Genomic DNA, 11678 nt, shown 5'->3' with positions numbered 1-11678 from the left:
CCGCGGCTCGGTCCCGTAGTCCCACATCACCGCAGGTCAGCGCATGCGCGGCCGCGTCCCACGCGCATCCCGTGACGCCCTGCCGGGCTCCCGGGACGGGAAAGCGTGGAGGGACGGTCTCCGGTCTCCCTAGGTTCGTCGGTGTCGGCCTCGTCCGGGTCGTCGCACCCCTCAGGAGACCCCTCCCCACGCCGCCCACGGCCGTCCGCGCCGCCGCGCTGCCCGCCCACCGACTCCGAAGGACCTCGCATGACCGCGCTCGACCGCCCCCAGCCGCACCCGCGCCGCAGGGCCGTACTCACCGGAACACTCGCGCTCGGCGCCGCCGCGCTGCTGCCGCTTGCCGCGCCGGGCCGGGCGCGCGCCGCGACCGGGCCCGTGATCGCCGACTGCGCGGCCTGGGGCGCCCGGCAGCCCAGCAGTCCGGTGAAGACCCTGGCCACGCGGCCGCAGAAGATCATCGTGCACCACACCGCGGACCCCAACTCCACGGACTACTCGCAGGCCCACGCCTTCGCGCTGGCCCGGTCCATACAGGCGTACCAGATGGACACGGAACACTGGATCGACACCGGCCAGCACTTCACGGTCAGCCGGGGCGCGGTCGTGATGGAGGGCCGGCACGGCAGCCTCGCCGCGCTCCAGGGCGGCACGCGGCAGGTGGAGTCGGCGCACTGCACCGGGCAGAACACGGTGGCCGTCGGCATCGAGAACGAGGGCACGTACACCACGGTCGAGCCCCGGAGCGAGCAGTACGCCGCGCTGGTGGAGCTGTGCGCGCAGATCTGCCGTCAGTACGGGCTCGCGGCCTACCAGATCTACGGGCACCGCGACTTCAACAGCACCGAGTGCCCCGGCGACCGCCTCTACGCCCTGCTGCCGAAGCTGCGCCAGGACGTGGCGGCCCGGATCGGCGGCGACGCGACCCCGCCCGTGTGGCCCGTGCTCGCCACCGGGAACACCGGCGAGCGCGTCCGTACGCTCCAGCTCCTGCTGAACGCGCGCGGCGCCGCGCTCACGGCGGACGGTGCCTACGGTCCCGCCACGCAGGCCGCGGTGCTCGCCTTCCAGAACACCATGCACGCGACCCCGGACGGCGTCGCGGGCCTCCAGACCTGGAACCAACTCGCCGCGCCCGCCCGGCAGGGCGACTCCGGCGTCGCGGTGGAGGCCGTGCAGCGCCAGCTCGCGGCGCACGGCATCGCGACCGACGTCGACGGCGCCTTCGGGCCCGGGACCGCGGCGAGCGTGGTCCGGTTCCAGACGACCCGGTCACTGCCCGCGGACGGGGTCGTGGACGCCCGTACGTGGAGCCGGCTCGTCGCGTAATCCCGTATCACCGCACCTCACCCCGACAGGAGACACGTTCATGAGACGCGCAGCGTCCGTCATCACCGCGGTGTTCGCCGCACTCCTCGCCGCCCTGCTCGTCGTGCCGGCCGCCCAGGCCGCCGGCTGGCCCGTCGTGGACAGCGGCGACAAGGGCGCCGATGTCACGACCGTCCAGCACCTGCTGACCGCGCGCGGCTTCAGCACCACCGCCGACGGGGACTTCGGCCCCGGCACCGTGAGCAGCGTCCGAGGCTTCCAGAGCGCCAACGGCCTGTCCGCCGACGGCGCGGTCGGCCCCGCCACCTGGTCGAAGCTCATCGTGACCGTCAGCAACGGCAGCAACGGCTCCGCCGTGAAGGCCCTTCAGGTCCAGCTCAACAAGTACGGCGGCGGGCTCACGGTCGACGGGGCCTTCGGCGCCGGCACCGAGGCGAAGGTGCGCGCGTTCCAGCAGTCCAAGGGCCTGAGCCCGGTCGACGGCATCGTCGGCCCGGCCACCTGGGAGGCGCTGCTCTCCGGCTCCGGGTCCAGCGGCGGCGGCAGCGGCACCCTGACGCACGCCCAGGCCGCCGCCCAGTTCAACGCGGCCGGCATCGGCTGGGTCTCCTCCGGCAACTGCTCGGACCGCACCAAGAGCACCTGCACCTCGTTCGACGGGCTGCGCGCCACCACGGCCGGCGGGGCCGTCGCGCTGAAGCAGGCGGTGGGCGGCTGCACGCTCACCATCACCGGCGGCACCGAGACCGGGCACGCGGCGGGCACGTACAGCCACGCCAACGGCTACAAGCTGGACTTCCAGCGGGTGGCCTGCCTGACCAGCCACATCACCGGCAACTTCACGCACACCGGCACCCGCAGCGACGGCGCCGCGCTCTACACCGCGCCGTCCGGCAACATCTACGCGGACGAGGGCAGCCACTGGGACGTGACCTTCGTCGGCTGAGCGCCGAGGGGTGCCGGGCCGCGAGGGGCCCGGCACCCCCTTTCGCGTCTACTGGACGCAGAATTCGTTGCCCTCCGGGTCCGTGAGCACCGTCCAGCGGCCCCCCGGCTCCTCGACCTCGCGTTCCACCTTCGCGCCCAGCCCGACCAGCCGCTCCACCTCGGCCTCGCGGCGCTCCGGGCCCGCGTGCAGGTCGAGGTGGAGGCGGTTCTTCACCGTCTTCGGTTCGGCGACGCGCTGGAAGAGCAACCGGCGGCCGTGCCCGGCGCCGCTCTCCTCGTCGTACGGGTCGTCGGGGTGCCGTACGGCCGCCAGGTCGAGCCAGGCGCGGCGGCCGTGCGCGGTGGTGGTGAGTGCTTCGGGTACGGCCCCGATGCCCAGGAGCTTTTCGATCAGGGGGCTGTTGTCCTCGATCTCGTAACCGAGGGCCTGGGACCAGAAGCCGGCCTGCGCGTGCGGGTCGGCGGCGTCGATGACGACTTTCCACTCAAGGGTCATGACCGGCATTCTGTCCCGGTGCCGGGACTTTTGCTTGGTGCGACCTCGATCGGTTCCCCGCTCGCCGGCGCGGCCGTCGCCTTCGCGGCCGACCGGGCCGCCTGGGCCCGGGCCCGGTTGAGGCGGGCGGTCCGCAGCGCGTCCCAGGTGAGGACGATCAGCGCCGCCCAGACCAGCGCGAACCCGGCCCACCGCTCCGGCGGCATCTCCTCGTGGAAGTAGGCGACGCCCAGCACGAACTGGGCGATCGGGGTCATGTACTGGAGCAGCCCGATGGTCGAGAGCGGGATGCGGATCGCGGCGGCCCCGAACAGGATCAGCGGCACCGCCGTGACCACGCCGGTCGAGGCGAGGAGCGCGGTGTGGCCGAAGCCCTCGGAGGTCAGCGTCGAGGTGCCCTGCGCGCCGAGCCAGATCAGATAGCCGAGCGCGGGCAGGAAGAGCACGGCGGTCTCGACGGTGAGCGATTCCAGGCCGCCCACGTCGGCCTTCTTCTTGAACAGGCCGTACGTCGCGAAGGAGAACGCAAGGATCAGCGAGATCCAGGGCGGCTTCCCGTAACCGATGGCGAGCACGAGCACCGCCACGACGCCGGTGGCGACCGCAGCCCACTGCGCCGGGCGCAGCCGCTCGCCCAGGAGCAGGACGCCCATGGCGATGGTGACCAGCGGGTTGATGAAGTAGCCGAGGGACGCCTCGACCACATGGCCGCTGTTCACGGCCCAGATGTACAGGCCCCAGTTGACGGTGATCGTGGAGGCCGCGATGCCGAGCATCCCCAGCCTGCGGGGCTGCCGCAGCAGCGGGCCGATCCAGGACCAGCGGCGCAGGACCAGCAGCAGGACCGCCACCACACCGAGCGACCACACCATGCGGTGGGCCAGGATCTCGACCGCCCCGGCCGGCTTCAGCAGCGGCCAGTACAGCGGGACGAGGCCCCACATTCCGTACGCGGCGAAGCCGGAGAGGAGTCCGGCCCGCTGGTCATTCGTCCCCTGCACGGGCCCCTCCTGGTGGTGGCTGTCGTACGACCGTCAACCACATGAAGGTAGCGCCGCCGGGGGCCCGGTGTCATGCCCGTATCGCAGGACGGTCATGACACCGGTCGGCGTACGGGTCAGAGCGCGGCGACCGCGGCGGCGACGGTGTCGGCGACCGGGGTGGTCGGGCGGCCGATCAGGCGGGCCAGGTCACCGCTGGTGTCGGCCAGCTTCCCGCGCCGGACGGCCTGGTCCACGTCGACCAGGATCGCCGCGAAGCCCTCGGGCAGCCCGGCGCCGGTCAGGATCTCCTGGTGGACGGCGGCCGGGACGTCGTTGTGGACGATCTCCTTGCCGGTGACCTTCGCGACCACCGCCGCGTAGTCGGCGTAGGACAGGGCGGTGTCGCCGCTCAGCTCGTACGCGCGGTTCAGGTGGCCCTCGCCGGTGAGGACGGCGGCAGCGGCGGCCGCGTAGTCGTCGCGGGAGGCGTAGGCGATACGGCCCTCGCCCGCGCTGCCGACGACCGCGCCGTGCGCCAGGACCGGGGCCAGGTTCTCGGTCTGGTTCTCCGTGTACCAGCCGTTGCGCAGGAAGGTGTACGGCAGGCCGGAGTCCAGGATCAGCTGCTCGGTCACGCGGTGCTCGTCGGCCAGCGTGAAGTCGGCCTCGGGCCCGCCGAGGATCCCGGTGTACGCGAGCTGGGCGACGCCCGCCGCCTTGGCCGCGTCGATGACCGCGGTGTGCTGGGCGACGCGGCTGCCGACCTGGTTGCCGGAGATGAGGAGGACCCGGTCGCCGGCGTGGAAGGCGTCCGCCAGGGTCTCGGGGCGGTCGTAGTCGGCGATGCGCAGCTCGACGCCCCGGGCGGCGAGGCCGGCGGCCTTCTCCTTGTCGCGGACCACGGCGGCGACCTCGGAGGCGGGGGTGGTGGTCAGCAGGTGCTCGACGACGAGACGGCCGAGTGCTCCGGTGGCTCCGGTGACGACGATGCTCATGGGGGTGTTCCTCCTCGTTTGTTCGCTTCGTTCTCACACCACCTTACGGAATGCGCTAACTAAAGGAAAGTGCGCTGGTCAGGTGCTGTTCAGGGCATGCAAAAGCGCGCCGGACCCCGCCCGCGAGGGGCAGATCCGGCGCGCTCCGACGCTAGGCGTCAGCCGACCACGGTCCAGTTGTCGTTTCCGGCGAGGAGGGCGGCGAGGTCGCCTTTGCCGTGGCGTTCGACGGCGGTGTCGAGTTGGTCGGCCATGGTGGTGTCGTAGACGGGGCGCTCGACGCTGCGTAGGACGCCGATGGGGGTGTGGTGGAGGGTGTCGGCGTCGGCGAGGCGGGACAGGGCGAAGGCGGTGGTGGGGCTCGGGGCGTGGGCGTCGTGGACGAGGATCTGTGACTTGTTGTCCTCGGTGACCGGGACGACTTGGAGGTCGCCGGTGAGGGGGTCGCGTACGACGCCCTTGGAGCCGTCGGCGCCGAAGGTGATCGGCTGGCCGTGTTCGAGGCGGATGACGGCTTCTTGGGCTTGGTCCTTGTCCTTGAGGACTTCGAAGGCGCCGTCGTTGAAGATGTTGCAGTTCTGGTAGATCTCGACCAGTGCGGTGCCGGGGTGGTCGGCGGCGGCGCGGAGCACGCTGGTGAGGTGTTTGCGGTCGGAGTCGACGGTTCTCGCGACGAAGGACGCCTCCGCGCCGATCGCGAGGGACACCGGGTTGAACGGGGCGTCCAGGGAGCCCATGGGCGTCGATTTGGTGATCTTGCCGAGTTCGGAGGTCGGGGAGTACTGGCCCTTGGTCAGGCCGTAGATCCGGTTGTTGAACAGCAGGATCTTCAGGTTGACGTTGCGGCGCAGGGCGTGGATGAGGTGGTTGCCGCCGATGGACAGCGCGTCCCCGTCGCCCGTGACGACCCACACCGACAGGTCACGCCTCGATGTCGCCAGGCCGGTGGCGATGGAGGGGGCGCGGCCGTGGATGGAGTGCATCCCGTAGGTGTTCATGTAGTACGGGAAGCGGGAGGAGCAGCCGATGCCGGAGATGAAGACGATGTTTTCTTTGGCCAGGCCGAGGTCGGGCATGAAGCCTTGGACGGCGGCGAGGACGGCGTAGTCGCCGCAGCCGGGGCACCAGCGCACTTCCTGGTCGGACTTGAAGTCCTTCATGGACTGCGTGGTCTCGGCTTTGGGGACGAGCTGGAGCAGTTCGTTGGTCTCAGGCATCGATGGCCTCCTCGAGAGCGGTGGCGAGCTGCTCGGCCTTGAACGGCATGCCGTTGACCTGGTTGTAGCTGTGGGCGTCGACCAGGTAGGTGGCGCGGATGAGGGTGGCGAGCTGGCCGAGGTTCATCTCGGGGACGACCACCTTGTCGTAACGTGCCAGCACCTCGCCCAGATTCCGGGGGAAGGGGTTCAGGTGACGCAGATGAGCCTGCGCAATCGAGCGTCCGGAGGCGCGCAGGCGGCGTACGGCGGCGGTGATCGGCCCGTAGGTGGAGCCCCAGCCGAGTACGAGGGTGCGGGCTTCGGCGGGGTCGTCGACTTCCAGGTCGGGGACTTGGATGCCGTCGATTTTGGCTTGGCGGGTGCGGACCATGAAGTCGTGGTTGGCGGGGTCGTAGGAGATGTTGCCGGTGCCGTCCTGCTTCTCGATCCCGCCGATGCGGTGTTCGAGGCCCGGGGTGCCGGGGACGGCCCAGGGGCGGGCCAGGGTCTGCGGGTCGCGTTTGTAGGGCCAGAAGACTTCGGTGCCGTCGGCGAGTTCGTGGTTGGGGCCGCTCGCGAACTGGACGCGCAGGTCGGGCAGCTGGTCGAGCTCGGGGATGCGCCAGGGCTCGGAGCCGTTGGCGAGGTAGCCGTCGGAGAGCAGGAAGACCGGGGTGCGGTAGGTCAGCGCGATCCGTGCCGCGTCCATGGCGGCGTCGAAGCAGTCCGCCGGGGTGCGCGGGGCCACGATCGGGACCGGGGCCTCACCGTTGCGCCCGTACATCGCCTGGAGCAGGTCCGCCTGCTCCGTCTTGGTCGGCAGCCCCGTCGAGGGCCCACCACGCTGGATATCCACGATCAGCAACGGCAGTTCCAACGACACCGCGAGCCCGATGGTCTCCGACTTCAGCGCCACCCCCGGCCCCGACGTCGTCGTCACCGCAAGCGAACCACCGAACGCGGCGCCCAGCGCGGCGCCGATGCCGGCGATCTCGTCCTCGGCCTGGAAGGTGCGCACGCCGAAGTTCTTGTGCCGGCTCAGCTCGTGCAGGATGTCGGAGGCCGGGGTGATCGGGTACGAGCCGAGATACAGCGGCAGGTCGGCCTGCTGGGAGGCGGCGATCAGCCCGTAGGACAGGGCCAGGTTCCCGGAGATGTTGCGGTAGGTGCCGGTGGGGAAGGCCTGCGAGGCCGGGGCGACCTCGTAACTGACGGCGAAGTCCTCCGTCGTCTCACCGAAGTTCCACCCGGCCCGGTAGGCGGCCACGTTCGCCTCCGCGATCTGCGGCTTCTTCGCGAACTTCGCCCGCAGGAACGCCTCGGTCCCCTCGGTCGGCCGGTGATACATCCACGACAGCAGCCCGAGCGCGAACATGTTCTTCGACCGCTCGGCCTCCTTGCGGGAGAGCCCGAACTCCTTCAACGCCTCGATCGTGAGCGTCGTCAACGGCACCGGATGGACGTTGTACGCCTCCAGCGAGCCGTCCTCCAGCGGGTTGGTCTCGTAGCCGACCTTGGCCATCGGCCGCTTCGTGAACTCGTCGGTGTTCACGATGATCTCGGCCCCGCGCGGCACATCCGCGATGTTCGCCTTCAGCGCCGCCGGATTCATCGCCACGAGCACGTTCGGGGCGTCCCCCGGAGTCAGGATGTCGTGATCGGCGAAGTGCAGCTGGAACGACGAAACCCCCGGCAGAGTGCCTGCGGGGGCCCGGATCTCGGCCGGAAAGTTCGGCAGCGTGGAGAGGTCGTTCCCGAAGGACGCCGTCTCCGACGTGAACCGGTCACCCGTCAGCTGCATTCCGTCACCCGAGTCACCCGCGAAGCGGATGATGACCCGGTCCAGACGGCGGACTTCCTTCTCGCCGCTTCCCGCGGCTGCGGACTGGGGGGCGCGCTGTCCCCCTACGAGCGCCTCGTCGGCCTGCTCGGCTGGGCTACTGACCTGGCTGGTCACTTACTGGACCTCCCTCGGCACGGCGGCTCGGAACCGTCCGGCCCGCCGGAGGTCCCCCGCCCACCCTACGTCCGTAAGGGTCGCCTTCCTCCGGTAGATCACATGATGGACGGCAATTTGAGACGCATTTCGGCACGTTGGCGTATTGGATGCTGAGACGTGTCCCGGCGCTGTTCCGTCATGATCCACCAGCCGCCCGGCTCCCCGTCGGACCCGCGCCCGGGCGGTGGCGCCGTGTCAGGAGTCCAGACGTGTCAGGGGTTCGGAAGCGTCAGGAGTTCAGCCGCGTCAGGAGTTCAGGTACGTCAGCACCGCCAGCACCCGGCGGTGGTCGCCCTCGCTCGGGGCCAGGCCCAGCTTCTGGAAGATGTTGCTGACGTGCTTCTCGACCGCCCCGTCGCTGACCACCAGCTGCTTGGCCACCGCGGAGTTCGTACGCCCCTCCGCCATCAGGCCCAGCACCTCGCGCTCACGCGGCGTCAGCCCGGCCAGCACGTCCTGCTTCCGGCTGCGGCCCAGCAGCTGCGCCACCACCTCCGGGTCCAGCGCCGTACCGCCCTGTGCCACCCGGACCACCGCGTCCACGAACTCCCGGACCTCGGCGACCCGGTCCTTCAGCAGATACCCGACGCCCCGGCTGGACCCGGCCAGCAGCTCGGTGGCGTACTGCTCCTCCACGTACTGCGACAGGACCAGCACCCCGATCCCCGGGTAGTCCCGACGCAGCCGCACCGCCGCCCGGACGCCCTCGTCGGTGTGGGTCGGGGGCATCCGCACATCCGCGACCACCACGTCGGGAAGCGCGTCCTGCCCGGCGAGGTCGCCGATCGTCTTGATCAGCGCCTCCGCGTCCCCGACGCCCGCGACGACGTCATGCCCGAGATCGGTCAGCAACCGGGTCAGTCCCTCCCGGAGCAGTACCGAATCCTCGGCGATGACCACGCGCACCCTGTCCTCCACCACGACGCTGTTTCCCCCGCTGCTCGCTCGCTCGCCGGCACGGCCCGTACGCCGTCCAGCATCCCAGTAACGGCAGTGACGTCGCGAGCGTTCGCGGGTTGACCCGACAGGTGCCGTGGTTCTCCGGTCAGCCGCGCCAGGGCAGCTCCGCCGTGACCTTCGTCGGGCCGCCCACCGGCGAGTCGACCACCAGGACCCCGTCGACCGCGTCCAGCCGCTCGGTGAGACCGGCGAGCCCGCTGCCCGACGCCGGGTCGGCGCCGCCGCGCCCGTCGTCGGTCACCTGGAGCAGGAGGCGGTCCTCCGTGCGCCACACGTCGACCGAGGCGCGGGTGGCCCCGGAGTGCTTGCTGATGTTCTGGAGGAGTTCGGAGACCGTGAAGTACGCGATGCCCTCGATGGCCTGCGCGGGCCGGGACGGGAGGTCCACCTCCACCGACACCGGCACGGTGCAGCGCGAGGCGACGGCGGAGAGCGCCGCGTCCAGGCCGCGGTCGGTGAGGACGGCGGGGTGGATGCCGCGGGCGAGGTCGCGGAGTTCCTGGAGGGCGACCTTCACCTCGCCGTGCGCCTCGTCCACCATGCGCGCGGCGGCCTCCGGGTCGTCGGTCAGCTTCTCCTTGGCGAGGCCCAGGTCCATGGCGAGGGCGACGAGGCGGGCCTGCGCCCCGTCGTGGAGGTCGCGCTCGATGCGGCGCAGGTCCGCGGCGGCGGTGTCCACGACGACACCCCGGTCCGACTCCAGCTCCGTGACGCGCTCCGCCAGCCGGGACGGGCTCAGCAGCCCCGCGACCATCAGGCGGTCGACGGTCGCCAGGCCCCGGATCACCCAGGGGGTGACGAGGACGACGCCCAGGCCCAGCCCTGCGGTCAGCGCGAGATCGACGCCCGAATCGAGGTAGACCTCGTGCTGGGTGTCCCCGTACAGCTGGATGCCCGAGACACCCGTGTGCGAGGGCACGAACCAGTGCCACAGCGGGTAGGTGAGCGCCGCCCAGCCCCACGCCTGGAGGGTCAGCGCGACGCAGAACGCGAAGACCGCCCACGGGAAGTGCAGCAGCGCGTACAGCAGATGGCGCCAGGACACCCCGCTCTTCAGGACCGCCCCGACCCAGGACATCAGCCCGCCCTTGCGGCCGCGCACCGGCGCCGGATCGGCGACGTCCAGCCGCAGCAGGGCCCGCGCCCGGGTCCGCTCCAGCATCCCGAAGCCCCGGCACATCGCCAGGCCGCCCGCCAGCACCGGAATGCCGAGGAAGGTGACGAGGAGCCCGGCACCCAGCGAGACCATGGTGATCGCGAAGGTGAAGAGCACGATGCTGATCGGCAGGCTCAGCATGAGGTAGAGGAACTCGCGCCAGGTCCTGCCCTCCAGCGGCGCCCGCAGCGCGGCCGGCAGGACGTGCCGCCGCGCGGGACGGTCCCCGAGGCCGCTTCCCGACCGCTGAGGGTCCCGTGTGTCCGGTCCGTATGCCGTGGCCATGGGGTTCCGTCCGTTTCTACTGCCGCGTGGGTGAAGGTGCGTGTGCTCTGTACTTCAAGGGTGCTGGGCGGCGGGCCGCCGCACCATGAGGACGGTCGCCGTCTCGGACCGGGGGTTTTCCCTACCTCTTATGCGCTGCGCGTCCTCGCCGCGCTCTTCTCGGCGCCCCGGTCGCGCCACGGCAGCTCCGCCGTGACGGTCGTCGGGCCGCCGGCGGGCGATTCGAGTACGAAGACCCCGTCCACGGCGTCCAGCCGCTCGGCGAGCCCCGCCATGCCCGTACCGCCGTCCATCGAGGCCCCGCCCCGTCCGTCGTCGCCGACCTGGATGAGCAGCCGGTCGCCCGAGCGCCACACGTCGACGGACGCGGTCCGGGCCCCGCTGTGCTTGCTCACGTTCTGGAGGAGTTCGGAGACGGTGAAGTACGCGATGCCCTCGATCGCCTGGGCCGGGCGCCCCGGAAGATCCACCCGCACGGAGACGGGCACGGTGCAGCGCGAGGCGATGGCGGAGAGGGCGGCGTCGAGGCCGCGGTCGGTGAGGACGGCGGGGTGGATGCCGCGGGCGAGGTCGCGGAGTTCCTGGAGGGCGACCTTCACCTCGCCGTGCGCCTCGTCCACCATGCGCGCGGCGGCCTCCGGGTCGTCCGTCAGCTTCTCCTTGGCGAGGCCGAGCCCCATGGCGAGGGCGACGAGGCGGGCCTGCGCCCCGTCGTGGAGGTCCCGTTCGATGCGGCGGAGGTCCGCGGCGGCCGTGTCGACCACCACGCCCCGGTCCGACTCCAGCTCCGCGATGCGGCGTTCCAGGTCGTCGGAGGGCGAGAGCAGCCCGCGCACCATGGCCCGGTCCGCGTTGCCCATCAGCCGGGCCGCATAGGGGAGCGCCGGCCACACGATCAGGCAGACGAGCGTCACGACGAAGGTGAGGATGCCCCACGGCAGCCGTATGAACGAGTACAGGGCCGCCCGCCAGGCGACCGGGTCGCGCAGGCTGGTCCACAGCCACACGAAGAACCCGTCGCCGTCCCGGCCCCGGGCCGGCGGGCTCGGCTCGTCGACCACGACCCCCAGCAGCTTGCGGGCGCGGGCGCGCTCGGCGCGCCCGATCAGCCGGGACCCCTGGAGCCCGGCGGCCAGCAGCGGCAGACCGACGACGGTGACCGCGAGGCCCACGCCGATCGCGATCATCAACACCGTGTAGACAAATCCGACGATCGCCATCGGCAGGTTGGCAAGAAGGTGCGCGACCTCCTTCCACGTCCACCGGCCGAAGGCGAAGCGGACGGGAGGCGGCCCGTCGTGGGCGGGCACCTGGGGGCTCATGGTCAT

The 11678-nt window shown here is 71.4% G+C and carries 10 protein-coding genes and 1 pseudogene; 3 read left to right on the top strand and 8 right to left on the bottom strand.

Annotation, left to right across the window (positions count from 1 at the left end; genetic code table 11):
• Positions 1–249: 249 nt before the first annotated feature.
• From NEH16_RS13085 to NEH16_RS33885, 3 genes and pseudogenes are all read left to right on the top strand, one after another.
• A complete protein-coding gene (locus NEH16_RS13085; RefSeq protein ID WP_265542215.1) occupies positions 250–1329 on the top strand; it encodes a peptidoglycan recognition protein family protein in 1080 nt (359 codons plus the stop codon).
• A gap of 40 nt (positions 1330–1369) precedes the next feature.
• Positions 1370–1636, top strand: a pseudogene (locus NEH16_RS33890) (peptidoglycan-binding domain-containing protein); the annotation flags it as partial.
• 15 nt (positions 1637–1651) lie between these two features.
• Complete coding sequence (locus NEH16_RS33885) at positions 1652–2275, top strand: peptidoglycan-binding domain-containing protein (RefSeq protein WP_430523778.1); 624 nt, start codon at positions 1652–1654, stop codon at positions 2273–2275.
• A gap of 48 nt (positions 2276–2323) precedes the next feature.
• On the opposite strand, the gene NEH16_RS13075 is transcribed toward NEH16_RS33885, so the two are convergent.
• The 8 genes from NEH16_RS13075 to NEH16_RS13040 form a co-directional block, all read right to left on the bottom strand.
• The gene (locus NEH16_RS13075) at positions 2324–2782 is read right to left on the bottom strand and encodes a VOC family protein (RefSeq protein WP_265542212.1); all 459 of its coding nucleotides are present in this window, start codon (positions 2780–2782) and stop codon (positions 2324–2326) included.
• The gene (rarD, locus tag NEH16_RS13070) at positions 2770–3774 is read right to left on the bottom strand and encodes an EamA family transporter RarD (protein ID WP_265542210.1); all 1005 of its coding nucleotides are present in this window, start codon (positions 3772–3774) and stop codon (positions 2770–2772) included. Before rarD ends, NEH16_RS13075 begins: the two co-directional genes overlap by 13 nt.
• Positions 3775–3890: 116 nt before the next feature.
• Complete coding sequence (locus NEH16_RS13065) at positions 3891–4751, bottom strand: SDR family oxidoreductase (RefSeq protein WP_265542209.1); 861 nt, start codon at positions 4749–4751, stop codon at positions 3891–3893.
• Positions 4752–4909: 158 nt separating this feature from the next.
• Positions 4910–5968: a 2-oxoacid:ferredoxin oxidoreductase subunit beta gene (locus NEH16_RS13060; protein WP_265542207.1), complete on the bottom strand. Its 1059-nt coding sequence runs from the start codon at positions 5966–5968 to the stop codon at positions 4910–4912.
• Positions 5961–7907 carry a 2-oxoacid:acceptor oxidoreductase subunit alpha gene (locus NEH16_RS13055; RefSeq protein WP_265542205.1) on the bottom strand — a complete coding sequence of 649 codons (1947 nt, stop codon included), beginning with the start codon at positions 7905–7907 and terminating at the stop codon, positions 5961–5963. The genes NEH16_RS13060 and NEH16_RS13055 overlap by 8 nt, the downstream gene beginning before the upstream one ends.
• A gap of 288 nt (positions 7908–8195) precedes the next feature.
• Entirely contained in the window at positions 8196–8855 is a 660-nt protein-coding gene (locus NEH16_RS13050) for a response regulator transcription factor (protein ID WP_026171285.1), read from the bottom strand.
• A 139-nt stretch (positions 8856–8994) separates the two neighbouring features.
• On the bottom strand, positions 8995–10350 hold the full coding sequence (locus NEH16_RS13045) for a sensor histidine kinase (protein WP_265542203.1): 1356 nt from the start codon (positions 10348–10350) through the stop codon (positions 8995–8997).
• A 128-nt stretch (positions 10351–10478) separates the two neighbouring features.
• Entirely contained in the window at positions 10479–11678 is a 1200-nt protein-coding gene (locus NEH16_RS13040; RefSeq protein WP_265542201.1) for a sensor histidine kinase, read from the bottom strand.

The organism is Streptomyces drozdowiczii, assembly GCF_026167665.1.
Taxonomy (GTDB): Bacteria; Actinomycetota; Actinomycetes; order Streptomycetales; family Streptomycetaceae; genus Streptomyces; species Streptomyces drozdowiczii_A.
The sequence above is the reverse complement of the archived record's forward strand: the minus strand, read 5'-3'. Positions and strand labels throughout refer to the sequence as shown.

What these genes read in the sequence shown, in the direction of transcription:
- NEH16_RS13085 (WP_265542215.1), top strand. Translation starts at nt 250, where the DNA reads ATGACCGCGCTCGACCGCCCCCAGCCGCACCCGCGCCGCAGGGCCGTA.
- NEH16_RS13075 (WP_265542212.1), bottom strand. Translation starts at nt 2,782, where the DNA reads ATGCCGGTCATGACCCTTGAGTGGAAAGTCGTCATCGACGCCGCCGAC.
- NEH16_RS13065 (WP_265542209.1), bottom strand. Translation starts at nt 4,751, where the DNA reads ATGAGCATCGTCGTCACCGGAGCCACCGGAGCACTCGGCCGTCTCGTC.
- NEH16_RS13060 (WP_265542207.1), bottom strand. Translation starts at nt 5,968, where the DNA reads ATGCCTGAGACCAACGAACTGCTCCAGCTCGTCCCCAAAGCCGAGACC.
- NEH16_RS13045 (WP_265542203.1), bottom strand. Translation starts at nt 10,350, where the DNA reads ATGGCCACGGCATACGGACCGGACACACGGGACCCTCAGCGGTCGGGA.
- NEH16_RS13040 (WP_265542201.1), bottom strand. Translation starts at nt 11,678, where the DNA reads ATGACCATGAGCCCCCAGGTGCCCGCCCACGACGGGCCGCCTCCCGTC.